We start from the raw sequence: 22,477 nt of genomic DNA on the forward strand, positions 1-22,477 counted from the left end.
TTCGGGCGCCGCGCCCGGGCCCTGCGTGACACGTCCCGGGCCTGACGTGACGTGGCGTGTGCTAAAGTTCGGCGAATATTCATACAACGCTCGCCAAGGGCGGACCATGACGAGGGAGGTGGGGCTCCCGGTCCGTTCGAGGAGCACTGCGGGGCATCATGCGGCACTGGCTGATTCTCTTTCTTCTTGCGTTGCCGTGCCTGGCGGGTGCGGTGAGCTTCAACGAGCAGGTCGAGCGCCTGCCGCTGGGGCAGTCCATCGACGTGTTCGAGGACGTGCGCGGTAGCGCCGATATCAACGACATCACCTCGCGGGCCATCGACAGCAGCTTCCGCCGCCATGACAAGGACGTGCTCAATGCCGGCTATTCGCGCTCGGTGTTCTGGTTGCGCCTGGACCTGGACTACCGGCCGGTCGCCTCCAGCGATCCGCGCACCTGGCTGCTGGAGCTGGCTTATCCGCCGCTGGACAAGCTCGACCTCTACCTGCCCGATGGCCAGGGCGGCTACCGCCTTGCCCAGCGCACCGGCGACACATTGCCGTTCGCCAGTCGGCCGATCCGGCAGAACAACTACCTGTTCGAACTCGGCCTCGAGCCGAACAAGCCGCAGCGTGTCTACCTGCGGCTGGAAAGCCAGGGATCGATCCAGGCGCCGCTGACCCTGTGGTCGCCCAAGGCCTACCTGGAGGAGCAGCCCGAACGCATCTATGTGCTCGGCATCATCTATGGCGTGCTGCTGGTGATGCTGATCTACAACCTGTTCATCTTCCTCAGCGTCCGCGATACCAGCTATCTCTACTACATCCTCTATATCGCTTCCTTCGGGCTGTACCAGGTCTCGGTGAACGGCGCCGGCATCGAGTACTTCTGGCCCGACAGCCCCTGGTGGGCGAACGCCGCCACGCCATTCCTGATCGGTTCGGCGGCGCTGTTCGGCTGCCAGTTCGCGCGCAGCTTCCTGCATACCCGCGACCACAGCGTGTGGGTCGACCGCGGCCTGCTGGCGCTGATGGCGGTCGGCGCGCTGGTCATGCTGATGGCGCTGACCATGAGCTACGCCGTGGCTCTACGCCTGGCCACCTACCTGGCGCTGGCCTTCACCGGCCTGATCTTCGCCGCCGGCATCCTCGCCTGGCTGCGCGGCATGCGCGTGGCGCGCTATTTCATCATCGCCTGGACCGCCTTCCTTCTCGGCGGCATCGTCAATACCCTGATGGTCCTCGGCTACCTGCCGAACATGTTCCTCACCATGTATGCCAGCCAGATCGGTTCGGCGCTGGAGGTGGGCTTGCTGTCGCTGGCGCTGGCCGACCGGATCAACGCGATGAAGGAGGAGCGCGCGCGAATCCTCCAGGAGTCCAGCCGCAAGCTGGAAGCGCTGAACCAGGAACTGGCCAACAGCAACCGCCTGAAGGACGAGTTCCTCGCCACCGTCACCCACGAACTGCGCACCCCGATGAGCGGGGTGATCGGTTCGCTGGAGCTGATGCAGACGGTGCCGATGGACGTCGAACTCGCCGAGTACCAGCGCACCGCCGCCGGTTCGGCGCGGGACATGATGCGGATGGTCAACGACATCCTCGCCCTCATCGAACTGCAGGCCGGCAAGCTCTACCCGCGCCGCGAGCCGTTCAGCCTGCGCGGCCTGTTCGACAGCCTGCGCGCGCAGTACGCGCCGCGCGCCGAGGAGAAGGGCCTGCGCTTCGCCCTGCAACTGGACGACAGCCTGCCGGACACCCTCGAAGGCGATGCCGGCAAGCTGGCCCAGGCGCTGGGCTACCTGGTCGACAACGCGATCAAGTTCACCGCCAGGGGCAGCGTGACCCTGCGCGTCGCCGCCGGGCGTACCCATGACGGGGTGGCGCTGCGGGTGGAAGTGATCGACACCGGCATCGGTTTCGACATGGCCGCCGGCAGCGACCTCTACCAGCGTTTCGTCCAGGCCGACAGCTCGTTGACCCGTGGCTACGGAGGCCTCGGCATCGGCCTGGCGCTGTGCCGCAAGCTGGTGGAACTGCTTGGCGGCGAGCTGACCCACGAGTCCCGGCCGGGACAGGGCAGCCGCTTCCTCCTGCGCCTGCAACTGACCCAGCCGGCCCAGGGCCTGGCGCCGCCGCCGCGGCGCGCCGGCGGGCAGGCGGTGCGGCGTCCCGAGGAGTGCACGGTGCTGGTGGTGGAGGACAACGCCATCAACCAGTTGGTGACTCGCGGCATGCTGCTCAAGCTCGGCTACCGGGTGCGCACCGCCGACAACGGCAGCGAGGCCCTGGAGTTGCTGGCGCGCGAGCGGCCGGACGGCGTACTGCTCGACTGCCAGATGCCGGTGATGGACGGCTTCGCCACCTGTCGGGCGATCCGCGCGCTGCCCGGCTGCGCGGAACTGCCGGTGCTGGCGTTGACCGCCCACAGCCACAGCGGCGATCGCGAGCGCTGCCTGGCGGCGGGCATGAGCGACTACATGGCCAAGCCGGTCAAGTTCGAAGAGTTGCAGACCCTGCTGCACGATTGGCTGCTGTGCCAGCCGATCGTCACCAAGTCCGCCTGAAGCCTTTCCGCGGCTGGCTGAAATGCCGGCTTGCGCGACCTGTATGTCTCTTTAGGCAAAGCCTGAAGCGTGATTCACTGGGAAAAAGTGAATCCGGATTCAGTCATGGTCTATCGTGTCACCGAACGCCGCCTGCAACGCGATTCCGCGCTGCGCGAGCGCATCCTCCAGCTAGGCCTGCGGCGTGTCGCGGAGGGCGGTTTCGCCGCGCTGACCATGCAGGCCCTGGCCGACGACGCGGGGATCGCCACCGGCAGCCTGTACCGCCACTTCCGGGGCAAGGGCGAGCTGGCGGCGGAAATCTTCCGCCGCGCCAGCCAGCGTGAGGTCGATGCCCTGGCCGTCGTCCTGCGCGGTCCCGGCGCGCCCGCCTGGCGCCTGGCCGAGGGCTTGCGGCGCTTTGCCGCGCGCGCCTGGAGCAGCCAGCGGCTGGCCTTCGCCCTGATCGCCGAGCCGGTGGATCCTGAAGTCGACGAGCAGCGCCTGCGCTATCGCGAGGCCTACGCCGCGCTGTTCGTCGAACTGCTCGAGGAGGGCCGGCGCAGTGGCGCATTCCAGCTTTCCCTGGTGCCGCTTGCCGCGGCCTGCCTGGTCGGGGCCATCGCCGAGGCGCTGGTCGGCCCCTTGTCTCCCCCGGCGCGCGCCGCTCGCGACAGCGGCCAGCCGGAACCGAGTCTGGAGCCGGTGAGTACGGCTCTGGTGAACTTCTGCCTGCGCGCGGTGGGCGCGCCTGTCTGCGAGGAACCCTCATGAACCTGCACCAGTACGCCGAAACCCACGAAGTGACCAACCAGGTACCGTCGCTGGATGGCGCCAACCTCTACCGCCTCGACCTGCCTCTCCAGGAGTGGGTGCGTCGCTACCAGGGCGGCTGGGCCGAGGAGCGCCTGCAGCGCTACGGCGAGCTGGCCGGCGGCCCGCTGATGGCGGCCGGCTTCCTGGCCAACCAGCACAAGCCGGAGTTCCATAGCCACGACCGCTACGGCAACCGCGTCGACCTGGTGGAGTTCCACCCCGCCTACCACGAGCTGATGCGCGCCGCCATCGAACACGAACTGCCCTCGCTGCCCTGGACCGACCCGCGCCCCGGCGCCCAGGTGGCGCGGGCCGGGCTGTCCTACCTGCACAGCCAGGCGGAGGCCGGCACCGGTTGCCCGTTGACCATGACCTACGCCAGCGTGCCGGCGATTCGCCTGCAGGCGGATCTGGCCGAGAAATGGCTGCCGAAGATCCTCTCCCGCGAGTACGACCCGCGCAACGTGCCGATGGAGCAGAAGGCGGGCGTCACCATCGGCATGGCGATGACCGAGAAGCAGGGCGGCACCGACGTCCGCGCCAATACCACGCGGGCCTACCCGGTGGGGATTCCCGGGCCGGGGCAGGCCTACGAACTGGTCGGGCACAAGTGGTTCTGCTCGGCGCCGATGTGCGACGCCTTCCTCACCCTGGCCTACACCGACAAGGGCCTGACCTGCTTCCTGCTGCCGCGCCACCGGCCGGACGGCAGCCGCAACCAGTTCTACATCCAGCGCCTGAAGGACAAGCTGGGCAACTGGTCGAACGCCTCCAGCGAAATCGAGTATCGCGGCGCCCTGGCCTGGATGGTCGGCGAGGAGGGCCGTGGTGTGCCGACCATCATCGAGATGGTCGCCATGACCCGCTTCGACTGCATGATCGGCTCCAGCGCACTGATGCGTCAGGCGTTGACCCAGGCTGCCCACCACTGTACCTACCGCAAGGTCGGCGGGCGGGTGCTGGCCGAGCAACCGCTGATGCAGAACGTGCTCGCCGACCTGGCCCTGGAAAGCGAGGCGGCGCTGGCCCTGACCCTGCGCATGGGGCATGCCCTGGACCGTGCCCACGACGAGCAGGAGGAGAAGTTCGCCCGCCTGGTCACCGCGGTGGGCAAGTACTGGATCTGCAAGCGTGCCCCGGCGATGATCAACGAAGCCTCCGAATGCATGGGCGGTGCCGGCTACGTCGAGGAAACCATCCTGCCGCGGCTGTACCGCGAGGCCCCGGTGAACTCGATCTGGGAAGGTTCCGGCAACGTGCAGTGCCTGGACGTGCTGCGTGCCCTGTCGAAGGAGCCGGGGGTGCTCGACGCGTTGTTCGCCGAACTGGGCGACGGCCATGGCGACGCCCGTCTCGCCGCGCACATCGGCAACCTCAAGGCGGCCTTCTCCGACACCGCCGACATCCAGTACCGCGCCCGCCAGCTCACCGAGGACGTGGCGATCGCCCTGCAGGCCAAGCTGTTGCTGGAAGCCGGCAACTCCGCGGTGTCCGACGCCTTCATCGGCAGTCGCCTGGGGGACGGCGGGCGGGTCTACGGTACCCTCCCGCGCGGCGTCGAGGTCGAGGCGCTGTTGGCTCGCGCCACCCCGCACCTGGCCTGAGGCGCGCCGCGGTGCAGGCGCATCCGCGCTACCGGGAGCTGGTCGAGCAGGGCTTCGCCGCGGCCAGTTTCGTCGGCGACCTCGGCATCCGTCCGCTTGACTGCGGGCCGGGTTGGGTCGAAGCGGGGCTGGACATCCTGCCCCGCCACGCCCAGCAGAACGGCTTCATCCATGCCGGGGTCCAGGCGACCCTGGCCGACCATGCCGCCGGGGCCGCCGCCGCGACCCTGGTGGAGGAGGGGCAGACGGTACTGACCCTGGAGTTCAAGCTCAACCTGTTGCGCCCGGCGCTTTGCCAGCGCCTGTTGTGTCGCGCCGAGGTGCTCAAGGCCGGGCGCCAGGTGACGGTGGTCGAGGCCGAGGTGTTCGCCGAGCGGGACGGTCGGCGGCGCCTGTTCAGCAAGGCCACCGTGACCATGGCGGTGGTGGCGCTGGCCGAATGAGGTAACGGGAGAAAAGCGCTGTGTTTTCCTGTCGGTACAGGCAAGATGTTTTCCATGCGAACCGACAGGAAGCCCACCATGAGTATCGATTCCGACGACGGATTCGTCGTCGCCCGCACGGCCGAGGAGGCCGTCGACCGTCTTGCCGAGCTGCACCGCCAGGCCACCGCGGCGCTGAGCCAGGCGCTCAAGCGCTACATCAAGGAGCGCATCGAGCCGAGCGAGGCCGAGCGGCAGAACTTCCACTACCCGCAACTGCGCATCGGCTACCGCTGCCAGGGCGAGGTGCCGTCCACCACCCGCGCCTACGCCAAGGTCCAGGTGCCGGGCGAATACAGCGTCACCGTCACCCACCCCGACGCCTTCCGCAAGTACCTGCTGGAACAGTTGCGTCCGCTGATGGACGATTTCACCGTGCAGGTGCAGGTCGGCCCGAGCCAACAGGACATCCCCTATCCCTACGTGGTCGAGCAGGGCGATGAGCTGGCCGGCTCCGGGGTGACCGCCGCCGAGCTGGCGCGGGTGTTCCCCAGCACCGACCTGTCCGCCGCTTCCGACGACATCGCCGACGGCCTCTACGAATGGGAACGCGCCGACCAGTTGCCGCTGGCGCTGTTCGACGCCGCGCGGGTGGACTTCTCCCTGCGCCGCCTGGTGCACTACACCGGCAGCGACTGGCGCCACGTGCAGCCGTGGATCCTGCTGACCAACTACCACCGCTACGTCGACCAGTTCATCCGCCTCGGCCTGACCCGCCTGCGCGAGGACCCGCGCTTCGTGCGCATGGTCCTGCCGGGCAACGTGATCATCGAGCGCGGGATGGACGAAGGCGAGGCCAACGCCATCGTCGCCGGGGTGGTCTGGCACCGCTACCAGATGCCGGCCTACCACCTGATCGCCGCCGATGGCGACGGCATCACCCTGGTCAACATCGGGGTCGGCCCGTCCAACGCGAAGAACATCACCGACCACCTGGCGGTGCTGCGTCCGCATTGCTGGCTGATGATCGGCCACTGCGGCGGCCTGCGGCAGTCGCAGACCATCGGCGACTACGTGCTGGCGCACGCCTACATGCGCCGCGACGGCATCCTCGACCGCGCGCTGCCGCCGCACATCCCGATCCCGGCGCTGGCCGAGGTCCAGGTCGCCTTGCAGGAAGCCGCCGCCGAAGTCACCGGCGAGCGCGGCGAGTCGCTCAAGCGACGCCTGCGCACCGGCACCGTGCTCACCTACGACGACCGCAACTGGGAGCTGCGCTGGGCCCAGGAGCGGCCGCTGATCAACCTGGCGCGGGCCATCGCGGTGGACATGGAGAGCGGCACCATCGCCGCCCAGGGCTATCGCCTGCGGGTGCCCTACGGCACGCTGCTGTGCGTCTCGGACAAGCCGCTGCACAGCGAGATCAAGCTGCCCGGCTCGGCCAACGCCTTCTACGAGCGCGCGGTGAACCAGCACCTGCGGATCGGCATCGCCGCCCTCGACCTGTTGCGCAGCCAGCTCAACTCGCTGCACTCGCGCAAGCTGCGGAGTTTCGACGAGCCGCCGTTCCGTTGATCGGACGCGCCCCGGTTTCCGCGCGGAAACCGGGGTTCGCTTCTACGCCTCGCGGCGCCGAGGCCCTACAATGACGGCCCTTCGCCCTGCGTGGAACCGCGGCGCCTTCTGCCAGTCGGAACGACCACGCCTGCCATCGATGTGAGCCCCATGCCGTTCAGCGCCCCCACTCATCTCAGCAACCCGCTCCGTCGCTTCGCCCGCCGCCTGGTGCCCGATGCCGCGCCGGAAGTGGCAGCGCCGTTGCCGATGCCGGAAAGCCTGGCCGGCGAACCGTGGTTCTCGGTCGGTCGGGCGGTCGACGCCCTCGGCGGCGAGCGGGTCGACGGCTGGATCCTGGAAGAATGGCGCGGCCTGGCCCTGCGCGCGCGTTTCAGCGCTTGCTGGCGCGATCCGCGCGGCAACCTGTGGAATGTCCTGCCGCAGGCGGGCGCCATCGCTTTCCTGGCCGACCCGCAGCGGCGCTACGAAGGCGTGCCGCTGGCCGACCAGTACCAGGCGCTCAGCCGCGATGTCCTGCTGGAAGACTACCTCGGCCTGCGGCGCCAACTGGCCCGCGCCGGCCTGGACGACGAGGCCCGCGAGCGCCTGGCCGGGATGGCCGCGCGCCTGGAAAGCTGGCTGGCCCTGGGCGGCCGGGGCGACCAGGCTTGTCCGTGCGGCAGCGGCAAGCGCTACCGCAACTGCTGCTCCCGCCTGGTGGCCTCGGCCTCCTGAGCGACGTTGCGCGGTGCGACGCGCCACTGCTCGCCGGGTTTCGGCGTGCCGAAGGTCGCCGGGTCCACGCCTTGGCTGCGCAGCGCCGCCTGGAGCGCCTTGGGCGGGTCGTCCTGCTGTTCGTCGGTGAGATTGAAGGTACCGAAGTGGATGGCCATGCTGGTCTGCGCCTGCAGCGTGCGATGGGCCTGCACCGCGTCGTCGGGATTCATGTGGTGGTCGCGCATGAACCAGCGCGGCTCGTAGGCGCCGATCGGCAGGGCGGCGAAACGCATCGCCCCGAAGCGCTGGTGGATCAGCCCGAACTCCGGGCCGAGCCCGGTATCGCCGGGAAACAGCAGCGGGCCGTCCGGCGAGTCGATGACGAAGCCGAGCCAGAGCGTGCGGTTGGTGTCGCTGCGGGTGCGCGACGACCAGTGCTGCACCGGTACGCCATGCAGCGTCAGGCCAGCGCCCAGCGGCACGGCCTGCCACCAGTCGATCTCCACGACGTCGGCGAAACCTGTCTGGCGGATCAGCCCGGCGTTGCCCAGGCCGCTGACCACCTTGGCCGTCGGCCAGCGCCGGTGGAGCTGGCGCAGGGTTTCCAGGTCGAGGTGGTCGTAGTGGTTGTGGCTCACAAGCACCAGGTCGATCGGTGGCAACTGGTCGAGCGTCAACCCGGGCGGATGGTGGCGCTTCGGGCCGATGAAGGCGAGCGGGCTGACCCGTTGCGACCAGACCGGGTCGGTGAGGATGTTCAGGCCGCGGTGCTGGATCAGCAGGGTGGCGTGGTTGATGTAGGTGACCCGCAGTTCTTCGCCGCGGGCGCGCTCGTTCACCCTTGGCGGCGTTGCCGTCGGCGGCAGGGCGACCCACGGGCGTTGCGGCGGGCGGTTCCACTGCCACTTGAGCAGGTCGCGCAGGCTCTTGTGCGCGGTCGGCTGGATATTGCGGAAACGTTCGCCGTCGAAATGGTCCGAAGGCGGACCCTGATAGGCGCTGCCAGCGCAGCCGGCCAGGGTCAGCAGGCTGATCAGCCAGGTGGGACGCAGGGAGGGCATGAGGGGATGCTCTTGCGGTCAGGCTCTCGGACAACCTAGCATGCCGCCCGGTACCCCGATCAAGCCAACTCGTTTCCAGTCATGTCCCGTCCCCCGCGTCCTTCCCCGCGTCATCCCGTCCGCCCTGCGCCACGCCGGGTGGCCAAGGCGCCGCCGAGCGAGCCGAAGCTGCTGCTGTTCAACAAGCCGTTCGACGTACTGACCCAGTTCAACGACGAGCAAGGGCGTTCGACCCTCAAGGACTTCATCCCGGTGCCGGGCGTGTATCCGGCCGGGCGCCTGGACCGCGACAGCGAGGGCCTGTTGCTGCTGACCAACGACGGTCGCCTGCAGGCGCGCATCGCCGACCCCCGGCACAAGCTGCCGAAGACCTACTGGGTGCAGGTCGAAGGCACGCCGGACGAGGAGCAATTGCGGCGCCTGCGCGAGGGCGTGACGCTCAACGACGGCCCGACGCTGCCCGCCGAGGCGCGTCTGCTGGATGAGCCGACGTTGTGGGAGCGGGTGCCGCCGGTGCGTTTTCGCAAGTCGGTGCCGACCCACTGGCTGGAACTGGTGATTCGCGAGGGGCGCAATCGCCAGGTACGGCGGATGACGGCGGCGGTGGGCTTGCCGACGCTGCGGCTGGTGCGGGTGCGGATCGGCCCCTGGAGCCTGGACGGCCTGGGCCTCGGGGAATGGCGGGAAGTGCCGGCGCGGCTGGACTGACGAGAGGGGCGTCGTCCAGCGGGCGCGGAACGATCAGTAGTACGACTTGATCACGGCGATGCCGCGACCCATCACGTCGCGCCAGGCGTCGCGGGTCTCGGCGTCGCAGTCGCGGTCGTGCTCGGCGACCGCCATCAGCAGGGCGTCCAGCCACAGGTCGTAGAGTTCCGGGCGGATATCCAGCGCGGCGCGCGAATGGCTGGCGCCGAGTGCGCGCAGCTTGCTGTCGGACATGCCGCGGGCGTACATCACCAGGTTCATGATCCCGGCACGCAGCAGGTGTTTCTGCGCAGTCATGTCGGTGGTGGCGAACTTGGCGCGAATCTGCGGGGAACTGGCAAGGAAATGCCGGTAGAAATCATCGAAGAATCCGGTGCTGGCACAGCAGCGTCCATAACTCTGCATGACGCGGTCGGCGGCGTTCATGGCGACTCCCTTGTTCTAGGCAATGGCAAGGCGAGCCGGCCCCGTTGGCCGGGGCCGGCGGATGATTACGAGTGGTTGGATGACGCGCGTGGCGCCGGGGTTACATGCCCGCGCCTTCGAGGCTGCCGATGACCAGGCCCTTGATGATGAAGCCCAGTACGCCCAGGCCGAGGGCGAAGAACAGGATCAGGGTTCCGAACTTGCCGGCTTTCGACTTCTTCGCCAGGTCCCACACGATGAAAGCCATGAACAGGATAAGCACGGTCACCAGACCGGTCATCATCCACTCTTCGAACAGTTCGGGATCCATTGGCAACCTCCGGATTTTCAAGCAAACGAAGTCCGGCTCGCGGTCGGACGGAGCGTGCCATGGGGGGCGGGCAAGGCGTTTATCGTTCTACGAGCAGGCTGCTCTTTATATGCGGGGGCCACGCGGGCATGACAACTGAAACAGGTTGCCGATTATACGGCATGCCGCCTGTTCCGTGTCATGTCCCAGGTCTCGCTACGATCAATCGCGCAGGTGCTCCAGCGGCAGTTCGGTACTCGCCAGCACCTGGTTGAGGACGAAGCTGGAGCGCACGCTGGAGACCCCCTCGATGCGCGTCAGGGTACCCAGCAGGAGCTTCTGGTAATGGTCCATGTCCGGCACCACGACCTTCAACTGGTAGTCCGCGTCCATCCCGGTGACCAGGCTGCACTCCAGCACTTCCGGGCATTTGCCGATGACTTCCTGGAAATGTTCGAAGCGTTCCGGGGTGTGTCGGTCCATGCCTATGAGGACGAAGGCGGTGAGGCTCAGGCCGAGCTTCTTGCGGTCCAGCAAGGCTACCTGGCGGACGATGTAGCCGTCGTCCTCGAGCTGCTTGACCCGTCGCGAACAGGGCGATGGCGACAGGCCTATCCGTTCTGCCAGTTCCTGGTTGGAGATGCGTGCGTCGCGCTGGAGTTCTTCGAGGATACGCAGGTCGTAGCGATCGAGTTTGTTCATGGCGAGGATTTCTTTCAGGTTGATTGCCATTGGCAAGGTGAATTTGAGTGATTTATTGCGCAATCAAGGTTATGGTGAGCAATATTAGCAATCATTGGTCGCGCCTGGCGACGTATTCTTTTACCCAGATTCACGACCCGGACATCTCGTCCATCACGGCTCGCCCAATCAGGCCAGCCGTGGCCGCCGACCTACAAGGTTGCGCCGGCCTCCGGGTTGCACACCGCCCAGAAGGTGGAGTGAGGTGAGCCGTCGCCAACAGCGCCGAGCCAGGACAGTTACCCCAGAAGGGAGGTCGACGGGCCTCCCTTTTTCTTTGCCCGCGATCCGGCCCGTGCCGCGCTTTTACCCATTCTTTACCCGGCGTTTACCCACCCTTGGCGGAAAACGGCGGAAAGTCGTTCCCGGGATCATTCGAACGTGGCCGGGCGACCAGGCCCGGGGCGAGGCAGACGATGAACGGTGGATGGTGGCGAATGCTCGGGGTGGGCGCTCTCTCGCTGAGCCTGTGCGTCCAGGCGCAGGCCGACGACGGCCGAGGGGGGCGCGGCGGACCCGGCGGCGAGCGCAGTGTTGCCCACGGACAACCGGGACCTGGCCGCGGCGAAGCGCATGGCGGCAGTTGGGGACCGCATCCCGACTGGCGTCCGGGCCGGGTGGTGGAGGCCTTGCCGCGCGGACACCTGCGGGTGCCCTATCGCGGCGGCGAGTATTTCTTCGACGACGGCTACTGGTACCGACCCGACGGCCCGCGCTATGTGCTGGTCGTGCCGCCCCGCGGGGTGCGCGTCCGCAGCCTGCCGCCCTATGCGGAGCAGGTCTGGCTGGGCAGCGTGCTGTACTTCCTTGCCGCCGGCACTTACTACCTGTGGCATGCCGACACCCGCGAGTACGAAGTGGTCAGCCCGCCGCCGCGGGCAGCGGGACCCGTTTATCCGGTCAGCGGGCCGGCCGCCGGCTACGACGTGGTGGCCTACCCCGCGCGCGGCCAGGGGCCCGACCAGCAGAGCCGCGACCGCTACGAGTGCCACCGCTGGGCGGTGGTCGAGAGCGGCTTCGACCCGGCGGGGGCGACCTACGCGCCGGCCGCCGAGGTCGCCAACGGCTACCGCCGGGCCATGGCCGCCTGCCTGAGCGGGCGCGGCTACAGCGTCAACTGACGGTTTCCTTGCCGACCACTTCCTGCGGGTCGGCATGGATCAGCACCTCGGCCTTCGGGTATTCGCGCTTGATCGCCAGCACTGCGCGGTCGGTCAGGGCGTGGGCCACCGACAGGCTCAGCTCGCCGGGCAGTTCGAGGTGCAACTGGACGAACCAGTGGTTGCCGGAAATCCGCGTGCGCACATCGTGCGCGCCGAGCACTCCCGGCACGCTGCAGGCGAGTTCGCGCATGCGCTCGCTGATGTCGGTGGGCAGTTCCCGGTCCATCAGGATCGACACCGACTCGCGAGCGATCTGCAGGGCGCTCCAGAGGATGTACAGGGCGATGCCCAGGCCGAACAGGCCGTCGCTCTGTGGCCAGCCGTAGCGGGCCAGGAGCAGTGCCACGAGGATGCTGGCGTTGAGCAGCAGGTCCGAGCGGTAGTGCAGCGAGTCGGCGCGTATCGCGGTGGAACCGGTGCGGCGGATGACGTGGGTCTGGAAGGCCAGGAGAAGGGCCGTGAGCAGCAGCGACAGCAGCATCACCGCGATGCCCCAGGTGGCCGCGCCGAGGGGCTGCGGGTCGCGCAATTGCTCGACCGCCTGGATAGCCACCAGCACCGCGCTGGCACCGATGAACATGGCCTGGGCCAGGCCGGCCAGGGCCTCGGCCTTGCCGTGGCCGTAGCGGTGGTCGTCGTCGGCCGGGCGTAGCGAATAGTGCACCGCCAGCAGGTTGAGCAGCGAGGCGGCACTGTCCAGCAGGGAGTCGGTGAGGCCGGCGAGCAGGCTCACCGAACCGCTCAGCCACCAGGCAATGGCCTTGCCGATGACCAGGGTGACGGCGACACCGAGCGAGGCCAGGGTGGCCAGGCGCAGCAGGCGGGCGTGGGGGGAATCGGGACTCATGGGGCGCTTCTGTCAGGAGGGACGGCGCCACTGTAAACCAACCGGGCGGCGACCGGGCACTGACGCACGGTCGCGCTCGGAGGGCGGATCAGGCGGCCGGCTTCAGGCCATAGGCCGCCAGTTGCTCGACGCTGCCGCTGTGGCGGATCAGGCGCGGGTCGTCGAGCGGCAGTTCACGGCCGATCTCGCGTTCGAGGATGGCCTTGAGCTTGCGGTTGTCGACCTTGCCGTCCGCGCCGACGGCATCCTTGAGCACTTCCGGGGCGACCGAGTACTTGGCGTCGGGCAGGTAGATGGCGCCGGTGGCGAAGTCGACGCCGAAGGCGATCAGGCCGGGGATGATATAGAACAGCAGGCCGATGGCGTCGAAGGCGACGATGGCCGGATCGATGCGACCGTCGATCTGGCCGCGTCGCTCGGGGTAGAACAGCGTACCGCAGGCCGACAACTGGCTCAGCAGGGCTGCACTGAGAACGGCACAGGAAACGCGGGTGGCAAGGCGCATGTATGACCTCCGGGTGAACATGACGGCGAACTATAGCAATCGACCAGCGTTCGGCAATCTTCTGCCGCGACGATGACGATAAGACCGTCGAAAGCGCCTGCCGGTTCGCCGGTATACTTCGTCGGTCAGTCCGGAGCCAGCATGATTTCCCTACCCATCGACGCCGTTGTTCCCGCCCTGCGCCAGGCCCTTGGCGCACAACACCAGGCCGTCCTGGAAGCCCCGCCGGGTGCCGGCAAGACCACCCGGGTGCCGCTGGCCCTGCTCGACGAGCCCTGGCTCGCCGGCCAACGCATCCTCATGCTCGAACCGCGACGCCTGGCGGCGCGGGCCGCGGCCGAGCGGCTGGCCGCCGAGCTGGGCGAAAAGGTCGGCGAGACCGTCGGCTACCGGATCCGCCTGGAGAGCAGGGTCGGCCCGAAGACCCGCATCGAAGTGGTCACCGAGGGTATCCTTGCCCGTCGCCTGCAAGACGACCCGGCGCTGGACGGTGTCGGCCTGGTGATCTTCGACGAATTCCACGAGCGCAGCCTGGATGCCGACCTGGCCCTGGCGCTGACTCTCAATGGCCGCGAACTGTTGCGCGACGAGCCGCCGCTGAAAGTGCTGGTGATGTCGGCGACCCTGGAGGGCGAGCGTCTTGCGGCGCTGCTCGGCGAAGCGCCGGTGGTGCGCAGCGAGGGCCGCATGTTCCCGGTGGATATCCGCTGGGGACGGCCGGCGCAACCCGGCGAGTTCATCGAGCCGCGGGTGCAGCAGGCGGTGCTCCAGGCGCTGGCGGAGGAAAGCGGCAGCGTGCTGGTCTTTCTTCCCGGCCAGGCCGAGATCCGCCGCGTTCACGAAGGCTTGCGCGAGGCCCTTGGCGGTCGCCCCGAGGTGCTGCTCTGCCCGCTGCATGGCGAGCTCGACCTCGCCGCCCAGCGCGCCGCCATCGAGCCGGCGTCGCGGGGCACGCGCAAGGTGGTGCTGGCGACCAACATCGCCGAGACCAGCCTGACCATCGACGGCGTACGGGTGGTGATCGACGCCGGCCTGGCGCGGGTGCCGCGCTTCGATCCGGGTAGCGGCATGACCCGCCTGGAGACCCAGCGCATCTCCCGCGCCTCCGCTACCCAGCGTGCCGGCCGCGCAGGGCGCCTGGAACCGGGCGTATGCTACCGCTTGTGGTCGGAGAGCCAGCATGAGCAGTTGCCTGCCTACGGCACGGCGGAAATCCTCCAGGCCGATCTGGCCGGGCTGGCCCTGCAACTGGCGCGCTGGGGCGTGGCGCCGGAGGAGCTGGCCTGGCTCGACGCGCCGCCCGCGGCGGCCTACGCCCAGGCCCGCGAGCTGCTCGGGCGGCTGGGGGCGCTGAACGCCAGCGGCGCGTTGAGTGCCCATGGCCAGGCGATGGCCGCATTGCCGACCCATCCGCGCATTGCCCACCTGCTGCTGCGCGGCCAGGCCCTCGGCCTTGGCGAACTGGCTTGCGACGTAGCGGCGCTGCTCGGCGAACGTGACATACAGCGTGGCGGCGGCGCCGACCTGCACAGCCGTCTCTCTCTGCTCGCCGGCGAGGCCCGCGCCGGCGCTTCGCGCGGCGCGGTACAGCGCGCCCGGCAACTGGCCCGGCAGTTCCGCGGCTATCTGCGCGGCGCCGCCAGCGAGGCGGTCGTCGATCCCGGCCATCCGCGCTGGCTGGGTTGCCTGCTGGCCTTCGCCTATCCCGACCGCATCGCTCGCCAGCGCCGCGCCGGCGGCGGCGACTACCGGCTAGCCAATGGACGCGCTGCGCAGTTCGGCGAACCGGACAGCCTGATGAAGCAGCCCTGGCTGGTGATCGCCGATCTGGGCAGCCGCCAGGGCCAGCGCGAAGAGCGGATCTACCTGGCCGCCGAACTTGATCCGAGGTTGTTCGATACGGTCCTGGCGGAGCAGGTCAGCCAGCGCGACGAACTGCAGTGGGACGAGCGCGAAGGCGTGCTGCGCGCCGAGCGCCAGCGCCGGGTCGGCGAACTGGTGCTGTCCAGCGAGGCGCTACCCGGCCTCGACGAAGCGGCGCGCAGCCAGGCGCTGCTCGGCCTGGTCCGGCGCAAGGGCCTGGAGTTGTTGCCCTGGACCCCGGAACTGCGCCAGTGGCAGGCGCGTATCGGCTTGCTGCGCCGGCTGGACCTGGAAGACAAGGGTGAGAGCGAGTGGCCGGACGTCAGCGACGCGGCGTTGCTGGAACGGCTGGAGGAATGGTTGCCGGCCTACCTCGGCAAGGTCACCCGCCTGGCTCACTTCGCCAACCTCGACCTGGCTTCGATCCTCGCCGGGCTGTTGCCCTGGCCATTACCGCAGCGTCTCGAGGAGTGGGCACCGAAAACCCTGGAAGTCCCCTCCGGCTCGCGCATCCGCCTGGACTACAGCGAAACCCCGCCGATCCTCGCGGTGCGCCTGCAGGAACTGTTCGGCCTCGGCGACACTCCGCGCATCGCCCAGGGCCGCCTGGCAGTGAAGCTGCACCTGCTGTCTCCCGCGCATCGCCCGGTGCAGGTGACCCAGGACCTGGCGAACTTCTGGCGCAGCACCTATGCGGAAGTCAGGAAGGATCTGAAGGGGCGCTATCCGAAGCACTATTGGCCGGACGACCCGCTGGTGGCCGAGGCCACTGCCCGGGCCAAGCCACGCAAGTAGTCGACGGCGCTCAGAGCACCCGGGTCAGGTCGTCGTCGAGGAAGTGCCGGAAACTCAGGCGCTGGCCGTCGGCGAAGTCGAAGTGGCTATCCAGGGTCGGGCCGTTGAGGACGAACTCCAGGGCCAGCAGGCGCACGCCGACCAGGCCGCGCTGCCGGCCGAGGTCGTGCAGGCGGTACTCGCCCGGGCCTTCGTCGTTCTCGCAGGGCCGCGGCGCTTCGCCGCTGCGCCAGAACACCGTCTCGCCCTCGAAGTAGAGGCGATACCAGCGTTGCTCGAACTGCAGGTAGACCACGTTCACCGGATCGGCCGGACGGCCTTCCCACCACCATTCCTGGATCAGCAGCGACTGGCAGACCTGTCCGCGCAGGGCGGGCTGTTCGCCGTTGATCGTGCAGCAGGGGATGGCGGTATGCATCGGGCTCCTCCTCCGGGGTCGGTTCACAGCAGGGACAGGTCGGCGCCGTCGCTCCGCAACTGGTCGTAGGCCTGGTCCAGGCGGTCGCGCAGCGCTTCGGCGCCGGGAATGTGGCGCGAGACGATCATCCGCAGCGGCAGGCGGTACAGTTCCTGGCTTGCCAACGCCTGGCGGCTGGCCGCTTCCACCGGCGCCTGGTAGTCGAGCAGGTAGTCGCCGCGCCCGAGTTCGAGCATGCGCAAGGCGGCGTGGTGGGTGCCGGTGCGGTACAGGCGCAGGTGCAGGTTGGGGTCCTGGATGAAGTCGGTGACCGGTTTCCAGTAGCTGTAGCCGCTGATCAGGATCAGCCGGCGTCCGGCCAGGTCCTGGGGAACCCGCGGTGCCGGCTGGTGCGCCGGGTAGTACAGGTTCAGGCTGACGTGGCCGAGCACGCGCCGCGCCTGGAGGGTGTCGGCGGCCAGCTCCGGCTTGGCCGCGCCGGCCCACAGCGCCACGCTGCCATCCTGCAGCCCCAGGTACAGGCGCGCGCTGGGCAGGGCGCGGAACGCCGGACGATAGCCGGCCCGCTCCAGCAGCAGGCGGACCAGGCGGGCGCCGGAACCGGCGGCGTGGCCATCCCGGGCGGTATAGATGTAGGGGGGGAATTCGTAGTAGCCGACGTTCAACGACGGCCTTGCGTCCTGCGCATGGAGCTGCGGGGCGGCCAGCAGGGCGAACGCCAGCAGCGCGAGCAGGGGCGTTATGGTGCGTAGGGGCATGGTGTGCGGCCTTGCCGTTTTTTGTTGTTATGAATGGGGGCGAAGCATGCGGCGCGCCGGGCCGCTTGTCCAGCCCGGCGCGCGCCCGGTCAATGGGGCAGCAGGAAGCGCGCGGCGAGCGGCAGGTGGTTGGAGATCTGCAGCGTATCGCTGCGCCGGACCCGGGCATCGAGACGGGTCAGCGAGGGGCTGTGGAACAGGTAGTCGAGGGTCCGATCCGGCCCCTGGACCCGTGGGTCGTTGGGGAAGTGCGTGTACCAGCGAACCTGGTCGACGCCACTGGCCTCTTCCAGCGACGGCACCATCGGAAAGCGCCCGCTCAGGATGGCCAGTTCGCTGTCTTCCCGGTAGGGCGCGCGCAGCGGCGCCAGCAGGTAGGGATACTGGCCGGGCGGCAGCAGGTTGAGGTCGCCGCCGAGCAGCCAGGGCGTGCGCCTGGCCTGCAGTTCGTCGAGCAGCGTACGGGTGGTCCCGACCTGGCGCTCGAGGGTGTCGTCGTTCGCCTGCGGGCGGTCGAAACGGGCGTTGAGTACGGCCAGCTCGCCGCCGCCGTCGATCGGCAGGTGGCTGACCAGGATCGCCGGGCGCGGCCCGAACAGGCGGTCGAACAGCCCGCCGTCGCGTGGCGGCAACTGGCGCCGCTCGGCGCTATCGATGCGATAGCGGCTCAGGGTGGCCTGCTTGCGGCCGACGCTGCCGAAGATGTGCGGCGTCGGCACGAAGGCCGACTTCCACTCGTAGGCCTGGGCGCTGCAATGGTAGAGATCGTTGATGCGCTCCTGGATCAGCGCCAGTTGGTCCTGATCGTCGGTGGCGCTGGAGCCGTCGTCGATCTCCTGGAGCAGGACCAGGTCCGGCTGCTCGTCGCGGATCACCCGGACCACCTCGTCGAGGGTGAACGCCAGGTCTTCGGCGGTGGGACGCTGGTCCGGGCCGGTGGCATCCGGCAGGTCGTCCCAGAAGACGTAGCGCTTGCCGGCCAGGTACTGGATGTTCCAGGTCATCACCTTCAGGGCCTGCCCCGGCTTCAGCGCCGGCGCGGCGCCCTGGCAATGCAGGGGCGCGGCTTCGCGATCGGCGGGTTGCCAGCTCAGCAGGTAGCTGGCGAGCAGGGCACCGCCGACCAGCAGGAGCAGGCCGACGAACAGCAGGTTGCGTAGACGGGGCAGTGACATCGCAATCGAGACTATGCTGGAAAGGACCAGAGCATAGAGCTTGCCGCCGCGCATTTCACCCTTGCCGGTCGAATTGACGCAAGGGTTCGCGTTTTTTCGAGCGGGAGGGTATCGCATGCCGCGCAAGGTATTCAGCAGCCAGGCCTACCGCCACAAGGTGGTGCTGGTCAGTGGTGGTTGTTCCGGCATCGGTCGCGCGCTGGCGCTGCGTTTCGCCCGGGCCGGTGCGCGACTGGCGATCCTCGACCTCGACCAGGCGGCGCTGGACAGCCTGGTCCAGCACCTGCGCGACCACCTCGGCGGCGAGGCGCTCGGCCTGCGCTGCGACGTCGCCGACGCCGATGCGGTGGAGCGTGCCGTGGCGCTGGCGGTGGAGCGCTTCGGCGGCATCGACGTGCTGGTCAACAACGCCGGCATCACCCACCGCGGTACCTTCGCCGAAACCGGCCTGGGGGTTTTCCGCAAGGTCATGGCGGTGAACTTCTTCGGCGCCGTGCATTGCACCCGCGCGGCGCTGCCGAGCCTGCTCGAACGGCGCGGGCAGATCGTCGTGCTCGGTTCGCTGACCGGTTTCGCCCCGTTGCTCTACCGCAGCGCCTACAACGCCAGCAAGCATGCCTTGCACGGTCTGTTCGACACCCTGCGGATGGAGCTGGAAGGCACCGGCGTCAGCGTGACCCTGGCCTGCCCGGGATTCACCGCCACCGACCTGCGCAAGAATGCGCTGGTTGGCGATGGCTCGGTGACTCGCCAGCCGGTGCAAGTGCTGGGCAGCCAGGTGGCATCGCCGGTGGAGGTCGCCGAGGCGATCTTCCAGGGCGCCGCGCGGCGCCGGCGCCTGCTGGTGCTGTCCAACGTCAACTGGCGGGCGCGGCTGCTGGCGCGCTTCTTTCCGCGTCTCTTCGAAAAGCTGCTGGTGCCGCGCCTGTCGGGACTCAAGCCGCAACCCTGACGGTGCTCAGTGGGCGTGGTCGTGGGCGTCGAAGCCCTGGCTCATGTCCCAGTAGGAGGCCTCGACCTTGTGCCCGTCGAGGTCGCGGATGAAACACCCGTAGTAGGGCTCGCCGTACAGCGGACGCGGGCCCGGCGCGCCCTCGTCGCGTGCGCCGGCGGCCAGGGCCGCGGCGTGGAAGGCGTCGACCTGGGCCTTGCTGTCGGCGAAGAAGCCGACGTGGCTGCCGTTGCCGACGCTGGCGGGACGGCCGTCGATTGGCGCCTGCACCCAGAACTCCGGATAGAGCTTGCCGTAGGCTACGGCGCCGGGGTATTCGAGGATCACCTTGCAGCCGAGGGCGGCCATCACCGTGTCGTAGAAGGCTCGGGCACGGGGAAAGTCGTTGGTGCCGATGGACAGGTGGGAAATGCAGCTGGGGTTGGCCGATTCGTCGCTCATGGTCCGTTCCTCGAGGCAGGGCTCGTCAAGCATAGGCCAGCGCGGCGAATCGGCGCGCGGCGCCGTTCACATCCCGTTGCGTGGCGCCGGACCGAGGCTGTAGATGCGGAAGGCGACGATGGTCAACAGCAGCTGGAAGAACCCGCTGAGCGTATGCAGGGCGACCCGCAGCACGACGGCGTCGCCGGCCGAATCGGCGAGCCAGGCTTCCAGGCTCCAGACCGGCAGCAGGATCACCAGCGAACAGGCGAGGATCAGGAAGAATCGTCCACGGGTGAACTCGAAGCTTTCCCGCAGCGCCTGCAGCGGACTACGGCCGCGCAGCACCAGACAGAATTCGGCGAAGGACAGCTTCACCATGACGAAGATGCCCGGCAGGATCAGCAGCGACAGGCCGAGCACGATCAGCAGCGAAGTCAGCGCCGCGAGTAGCGCGAAGGCTGGCCACAGGCGCAGCGCGGCGCTCCACAGCTGGCCGACGCGAGGCCGCTCGTCGCGCCCGCGCGCGTCCATGAACAGGATCAGGGCTGCGGTGTAGAGCGGGTAGAAGAGCAGTCCGGCGACCAGGCTCCAGGCGCCCATCTGCTGGGGGCCGACGGCCTCGTCGATCTGCTGCTGGAGCAGGCTTTCGAGGAATATCCAGGGCAGGCAGAGCGGCACCAGGGTGGGCAGGTGGCGGGTGAAGAAGAACCAGGCGTCACGCAGCGGCAGCAGAGGATTCATCGCGGGTCGGCAGATCGGATACGAGCCCGCGACTCTAACCCAGCCGGCCGCCGAGGCCAACGCCTGGCGGCCGCCGTTGCCGTTCAGGCCGCTTCGCGAGCCTGGGCCTGCTCCAGTTCGCGGACCAGCGGCAACACGTGCTTGCCGAAATACTCCACTTCTTCGTGGAAGTGCAGGAAGGCCGACAGCACCAGGTCGACCCCGGCCGCCTTCAGCGCGACGATGCGCTCGGCGATCTGCCGTGGCGTGCCGATCAGGTTGGTCTTGAAGCCGTCGTTGTACTGCACCAGGTCTTCGAAGGTGGATTTGGCCCAGTTGCCATCGCCCTCCGGCGAGGCCTTGCCGGCCTGTTTCACCGCGTCGCCGAAGGCGTTCACCGCCTCGTAGTCGGCCTTGGCGATGATCTCGTCGAGCACCGCCCGCGCTTCCTCCTCGGTGTCGCGGGCAATGATGAAGGCGTTCACTCCGACCTTGACCGAATGGCCGTTGGCCGCCGCCTTGGCGCGGATGTCCTCGACCTGGGCGCGGATGCCGTCGATGCTGTTGCCGTTGGTGAAGTACCAGTCGGACACGCGCGAGGCCATGTCCCGCGCCGCCCGCGAGCTGCCGCCCTGGAAGATTTCCGGGTGCGGCTGCTGGATCGGCTTGGGTTTCAGGGTGTAGTCGTGGAAACGATAGAAATCGCCCTTGAAGGTGAAGTTTTCCTCGGTCCAGATGCCTTTCAGCACGCGGATGAACTCTTCGGAGCGCCGATAGCGTTCGTCGTGCTCCAGCCAGGGTTCGCCGATGCCGGTGAACTCTCCCTTGAACCAGCCGCTGACGATGTTCACCGCGACCCGGCCATTGGTCAGTTGGTCGATCGTTGCCAGTTGCTTGGCCACCACCGCCGGATGCCAGGGGCCAGGCAGGATCGCCGCGATCACCTTGAGCTTCTCGGTGGCCGCCAGCAGGGCGTGGCTGATGGCCACCGACTCGTGCTGGTACTCGGCGCCGTAGCCGGCGGTGAAGCGGATCTGCGAGAGGGCGTAGTCGAAGCCGTTGCGTTCCGCCAACTGGGCCAGCTTGCGGTTGTAGTCGATGTCCCAGCTGGTGCGTTGCTCGATCTTGCTCACCACCAGGCCGCCGCTGACGTTGGGGACCCAGTAGGCGAAGCGGATCGGCTGTTGCTCTTGGCTCATCGGGGGTATCTCCGGGTAGGGGCGTGGTCCGGTGTCTATGAAGGAACCGTGCCATCCCGGATTCATGTTTTCGAATCAATGGCTTATGGGGGATATGGCGGAACCGGCATGTCTTCTGCCGGACAGCCCTGTTGTCCCGCTGTTGCCCGGCAGACAGTCAGGCCGGCAAGCGCTGCAACAGTTCGGCGGCGCGCAGTACCACGGCGTACTCGCCGTGCAGGTTGGCCAACGCCATCGCATGTACCTCGTCGGCGCTGCGCGGGGTGCCATGGAAATCGGGCTTGGCGAAGGTGAAGCAGGCGTCGGCCACTACCCAGGTCTGGAAGCCGAGGTTGCCGGCGCTGCGTGCGCTGGCTTCCACCGAGTTCTCCGTGGCTACCCCGACGAGCGCCACCTGGCGGATGTCGCGGACATGGAGCCAGCGTTGCAGGCCGCTGTTGATGAAGGCGTCGGGAACGTTCTTCTCGAACACCGCCTCGTCGTCGCGCGGCGCCAGCGCTGGCTGGAACTCCACGCCGGGCTGGCCGGGCGCGAAGGGCGAGCCGGGCTGCCGGGAAATGTGCCGGACGTGCACCACCGGCCAGCCGGCGGCGCGCCAGGCGGCAAGCAGTTCGACGATGCGCGCCTCGGCGCCGGGATTGTTGCGCGGCGGCAGGTCGTCGCGCTGCATGCCGCGTTGCAGGTCGACGATCAGCAGGGCGACCTGGGGCCGTGCGGAGCGCTGGGCGTGGTCATTCATCGGGAATTCACCGGAGGAACTTGAGATCGTGCAGGGTGCTCCAATATTTCCCTT

The 22,477-nt window shown here is 68.5% G+C and carries 23 protein-coding genes; 10 read left to right on the plus strand and 13 right to left on the minus strand.

What is annotated here, in order from left to right:
• The first annotated feature begins 158 nt into the window (after positions 1-158).
• The 6 genes from ladS to M6E97_RS01520 all read left to right on the plus strand — a co-directional run bounded on the left by ladS (position 159) and on the right by M6E97_RS01520 (position 7,659).
• On the plus strand, positions 159-2,546 hold the full coding sequence (gene ladS, locus M6E97_RS01495; protein ID WP_003093145.1) for a hybrid sensor histidine kinase/response regulator LadS: 2,388 nt from the start codon (positions 159-161) through the stop codon (positions 2,544-2,546).
• A gap of 105 nt (positions 2,547-2,651) precedes the next feature.
• Positions 2,652-3,299: a TetR/AcrR family transcriptional regulator gene (locus tag M6E97_RS01500; RefSeq protein ID WP_003093144.1), complete on the plus strand. Its 648-nt coding sequence runs from the start codon at positions 2,652-2,654 to the stop codon at positions 3,297-3,299.
• The gene (locus tag M6E97_RS01505; RefSeq protein WP_034005676.1) at positions 3,296-4,945 is read left to right on the plus strand and encodes an acyl-CoA dehydrogenase family protein; all 1,650 of its coding nucleotides are present in this window, start codon (positions 3,296-3,298) and stop codon (positions 4,943-4,945) included. Before M6E97_RS01500 ends, M6E97_RS01505 begins: the two co-directional genes overlap by 4 nt.
• A gap of 11 nt (positions 4,946-4,956) precedes the next feature.
• Entirely contained in the window at positions 4,957-5,388 is a 432-nt protein-coding gene (locus tag M6E97_RS01510) for a PaaI family thioesterase (protein WP_003118262.1), read from the plus strand.
• 54 nt (positions 5,389-5,442) lie between these two features.
• A complete protein-coding gene (gene amn, locus M6E97_RS01515) occupies positions 5,443-6,942 on the plus strand; it encodes an AMP nucleosidase (protein ID WP_003119204.1) in 1,500 nt (499 codons plus the stop codon).
• Positions 6,943-7,092: 150 nt separating this feature from the next.
• The gene (locus M6E97_RS01520; RefSeq protein ID WP_016254302.1) at positions 7,093-7,659 is read left to right on the plus strand and encodes an SEC-C metal-binding domain-containing protein; all 567 of its coding nucleotides are present in this window, start codon (positions 7,093-7,095) and stop codon (positions 7,657-7,659) included.
• On the opposite strand, the gene M6E97_RS01525 is transcribed toward M6E97_RS01520, so the two are convergent.
• A complete protein-coding gene (locus M6E97_RS01525; protein WP_003119208.1) occupies positions 7,617-8,702 on the minus strand; it encodes an MBL fold metallo-hydrolase in 1,086 nt (361 codons plus the stop codon). The two genes, M6E97_RS01520 and M6E97_RS01525, sit on opposite strands and share 43 nt — an antisense overlap.
• Positions 8,703-8,840: 138 nt before the next feature.
• Here M6E97_RS01525 and M6E97_RS01530 point away from each other — a divergent pair, with 138 nt between their 5' ends.
• Positions 8,841-9,410 (plus strand): pseudouridine synthase, encoded by a 570-nt coding sequence (locus tag M6E97_RS01530; RefSeq protein ID WP_003114324.1) that lies wholly within the window; start codon positions 8,841-8,843, stop codon positions 9,408-9,410.
• A gap of 33 nt (positions 9,411-9,443) precedes the next feature.
• Here the strand turns inward: M6E97_RS01530 and M6E97_RS01535 are convergent, their stop codons facing one another.
• From M6E97_RS01535 to M6E97_RS01545, 3 genes are all read right to left on the minus strand, one after another.
• Positions 9,444-9,836 (minus strand): globin, encoded by a 393-nt coding sequence (locus tag M6E97_RS01535; protein ID WP_003093127.1) that lies wholly within the window; start codon positions 9,834-9,836, stop codon positions 9,444-9,446.
• A gap of 100 nt (positions 9,837-9,936) precedes the next feature.
• Positions 9,937-10,146, minus strand: coding sequence for a DUF2788 domain-containing protein (locus M6E97_RS01540; protein ID WP_003093125.1), 210 nt, complete (start codon positions 10,144-10,146; stop codon positions 9,937-9,939).
• A gap of 201 nt (positions 10,147-10,347) precedes the next feature.
• Positions 10,348-10,857: an Lrp/AsnC family transcriptional regulator gene (locus M6E97_RS01545; RefSeq protein ID WP_003119210.1), complete on the minus strand. Its 510-nt coding sequence runs from the start codon at positions 10,855-10,857 to the stop codon at positions 10,348-10,350.
• A gap of 446 nt (positions 10,858-11,303) precedes the next feature.
• Between M6E97_RS01545 and M6E97_RS01550 the strand changes: the two genes are divergently transcribed.
• A complete protein-coding gene (locus tag M6E97_RS01550; RefSeq protein ID WP_031656852.1) occupies positions 11,304-11,987 on the plus strand; it encodes a DUF6515 family protein in 684 nt (227 codons plus the stop codon).
• Here the strand turns inward: M6E97_RS01550 and fieF are convergent.
• Positions 11,980-12,876: a CDF family cation-efflux transporter FieF gene (fieF, locus tag M6E97_RS01555; protein WP_003093118.1), complete on the minus strand. Its 897-nt coding sequence runs from the start codon at positions 12,874-12,876 to the stop codon at positions 11,980-11,982. The two genes, M6E97_RS01550 and fieF, sit on opposite strands and share 8 nt — an antisense overlap.
• Positions 12,877-12,964: 88 nt before the next feature.
• The gene (locus M6E97_RS01560; RefSeq protein WP_003093116.1) at positions 12,965-13,381 is read right to left on the minus strand and encodes a hypothetical protein; all 417 of its coding nucleotides are present in this window, start codon (positions 13,379-13,381) and stop codon (positions 12,965-12,967) included.
• A 141-nt stretch (positions 13,382-13,522) separates the two neighbouring features.
• Here M6E97_RS01560 and hrpB point away from each other — a divergent pair, with 141 nt between their 5' ends.
• Positions 13,523-16,039 carry an ATP-dependent helicase HrpB gene (gene hrpB / locus M6E97_RS01565; protein WP_033938991.1) on the plus strand — a complete coding sequence of 839 codons (2,517 nt, stop codon included), beginning with the start codon at positions 13,523-13,525 and terminating at the stop codon, positions 16,037-16,039.
• A gap of 10 nt (positions 16,040-16,049) precedes the next feature.
• On the opposite strand, the gene M6E97_RS01570 is transcribed toward hrpB, so the two are convergent.
• From M6E97_RS01570 to M6E97_RS01580, 3 genes are all read right to left on the minus strand, one after another.
• Positions 16,050-16,457, minus strand: coding sequence for a hypothetical protein (locus M6E97_RS01570; RefSeq protein ID WP_003093113.1), 408 nt, complete (start codon positions 16,455-16,457; stop codon positions 16,050-16,052).
• Between the two features lie 23 nt (positions 16,458-16,480).
• A complete protein-coding gene (locus M6E97_RS01575; RefSeq protein ID WP_033938990.1) occupies positions 16,481-17,215 on the minus strand; it encodes a substrate-binding periplasmic protein in 735 nt (244 codons plus the stop codon).
• An 89-nt stretch (positions 17,216-17,304) separates the two neighbouring features.
• Positions 17,305-18,444 carry an endonuclease/exonuclease/phosphatase family protein gene (locus M6E97_RS01580; RefSeq protein ID WP_009313390.1) on the minus strand — a complete coding sequence of 380 codons (1,140 nt, stop codon included), beginning with the start codon at positions 18,442-18,444 and terminating at the stop codon, positions 17,305-17,307.
• A 61-nt stretch (positions 18,445-18,505) separates the two neighbouring features.
• Here M6E97_RS01580 and M6E97_RS01585 point away from each other — a divergent pair, with 61 nt between their 5' ends.
• Positions 18,506-19,342: an SDR family oxidoreductase gene (locus tag M6E97_RS01585; protein ID WP_003106828.1), complete on the plus strand. Its 837-nt coding sequence runs from the start codon at positions 18,506-18,508 to the stop codon at positions 19,340-19,342.
• Positions 19,343-19,348: 6 nt separating this feature from the next.
• Here M6E97_RS01585 and M6E97_RS01590 read toward each other — a convergent pair whose 3' ends face one another.
• The 4 genes from M6E97_RS01590 to M6E97_RS01605 form a co-directional block, all read right to left on the minus strand.
• On the minus strand, positions 19,349-19,783 hold the full coding sequence (locus M6E97_RS01590) for a VOC family protein (RefSeq protein WP_033938989.1): 435 nt from the start codon (positions 19,781-19,783) through the stop codon (positions 19,349-19,351).
• A 66-nt stretch (positions 19,784-19,849) separates the two neighbouring features.
• Positions 19,850-20,506 carry a membrane protein gene (locus M6E97_RS01595; protein WP_033938988.1) on the minus strand — a complete coding sequence of 219 codons (657 nt, stop codon included), beginning with the start codon at positions 20,504-20,506 and terminating at the stop codon, positions 19,850-19,852.
• An 83-nt stretch (positions 20,507-20,589) separates the two neighbouring features.
• Positions 20,590-21,684, minus strand: a complete 1,095-nt coding sequence (sfnG, locus tag M6E97_RS01600) for a dimethylsulfone monooxygenase SfnG (RefSeq protein WP_003093107.1) — start codon at positions 21,682-21,684, stop codon at positions 20,590-20,592.
• A 157-nt stretch (positions 21,685-21,841) separates the two neighbouring features.
• Positions 21,842-22,423 (minus strand): cysteine hydrolase family protein, encoded by a 582-nt coding sequence (locus M6E97_RS01605; protein ID WP_003110389.1) that lies wholly within the window; start codon positions 22,421-22,423, stop codon positions 21,842-21,844.
• Positions 22,424-22,477: the final 54 nt, after the last annotated feature.

The organism is Pseudomonas sp. B111 (genome assembly GCF_026428275.1).
In the GTDB taxonomy this organism is placed as follows: Bacteria; Pseudomonadota; Gammaproteobacteria; order Pseudomonadales; family Pseudomonadaceae; genus Pseudomonas; species Pseudomonas aeruginosa.

What these genes read in the sequence shown, in the direction of transcription:
- M6E97_RS01545 (WP_003119210.1), bottom strand. Translation starts at nt 10,857, where the DNA reads ATGGCAATCAACCTGAAAGAAATCCTCGCCATGAACAAACTCGATCGC.
- hrpB (WP_033938991.1), top strand. Translation starts at nt 13,523, where the DNA reads ATGATTTCCCTACCCATCGACGCCGTTGTTCCCGCCCTGCGCCAGGCC.
- M6E97_RS01520 (WP_016254302.1), top strand. Translation starts at nt 7,093, where the DNA reads ATGCCGTTCAGCGCCCCCACTCATCTCAGCAACCCGCTCCGTCGCTTC.
- M6E97_RS01580 (WP_009313390.1), bottom strand. Translation starts at nt 18,444, where the DNA reads ATGCGCGGCGGCAAGCTCTATGCTCTGGTCCTTTCCAGCATAGTCTCG.
- M6E97_RS01500 (WP_003093144.1), top strand. Translation starts at nt 2,652, where the DNA reads ATGGTCTATCGTGTCACCGAACGCCGCCTGCAACGCGATTCCGCGCTG.
- sfnG (WP_003093107.1), bottom strand. Translation starts at nt 21,684, where the DNA reads ATGAGCCAAGAGCAACAGCCGATCCGCTTCGCCTACTGGGTCCCCAAC.
- M6E97_RS01575 (WP_033938990.1), bottom strand. Translation starts at nt 17,215, where the DNA reads ATGCCCCTACGCACCATAACGCCCCTGCTCGCGCTGCTGGCGTTCGCC.
- ladS (WP_003093145.1), top strand. Translation starts at nt 159, where the DNA reads ATGCGGCACTGGCTGATTCTCTTTCTTCTTGCGTTGCCGTGCCTGGCG.
- M6E97_RS01570 (WP_003093113.1), bottom strand. Translation starts at nt 16,457, where the DNA reads ATGCATACCGCCATCCCCTGCTGCACGATCAACGGCGAACAGCCCGCC.
- M6E97_RS01560 (WP_003093116.1), bottom strand. Translation starts at nt 13,381, where the DNA reads ATGCGCCTTGCCACCCGCGTTTCCTGTGCCGTTCTCAGTGCAGCCCTG.
- M6E97_RS01505 (WP_034005676.1), top strand. Translation starts at nt 3,296, where the DNA reads ATGAACCTGCACCAGTACGCCGAAACCCACGAAGTGACCAACCAGGTA.
- M6E97_RS01590 (WP_033938989.1), bottom strand. Translation starts at nt 19,783, where the DNA reads ATGAGCGACGAATCGGCCAACCCCAGCTGCATTTCCCACCTGTCCATC.
- M6E97_RS01535 (WP_003093127.1), bottom strand. Translation starts at nt 9,836, where the DNA reads ATGAACGCCGCCGACCGCGTCATGCAGAGTTATGGACGCTGCTGTGCC.
- M6E97_RS01595 (WP_033938988.1), bottom strand. Translation starts at nt 20,506, where the DNA reads ATGAATCCTCTGCTGCCGCTGCGTGACGCCTGGTTCTTCTTCACCCGC.
- M6E97_RS01540 (WP_003093125.1), bottom strand. Translation starts at nt 10,146, where the DNA reads ATGGATCCCGAACTGTTCGAAGAGTGGATGATGACCGGTCTGGTGACC.
- M6E97_RS01525 (WP_003119208.1), bottom strand. Translation starts at nt 8,702, where the DNA reads ATGCCCTCCCTGCGTCCCACCTGGCTGATCAGCCTGCTGACCCTGGCC.
- amn (WP_003119204.1), top strand. Translation starts at nt 5,443, where the DNA reads ATGCGAACCGACAGGAAGCCCACCATGAGTATCGATTCCGACGACGGA.
- M6E97_RS01550 (WP_031656852.1), top strand. Translation starts at nt 11,304, where the DNA reads ATGCTCGGGGTGGGCGCTCTCTCGCTGAGCCTGTGCGTCCAGGCGCAG.
- M6E97_RS01605 (WP_003110389.1), bottom strand. Translation starts at nt 22,423, where the DNA reads ATGAATGACCACGCCCAGCGCTCCGCACGGCCCCAGGTCGCCCTGCTG.
- M6E97_RS01585 (WP_003106828.1), top strand. Translation starts at nt 18,506, where the DNA reads ATGCCGCGCAAGGTATTCAGCAGCCAGGCCTACCGCCACAAGGTGGTG.
- fieF (WP_003093118.1), bottom strand. Translation starts at nt 12,876, where the DNA reads ATGAGTCCCGATTCCCCCCACGCCCGCCTGCTGCGCCTGGCCACCCTG.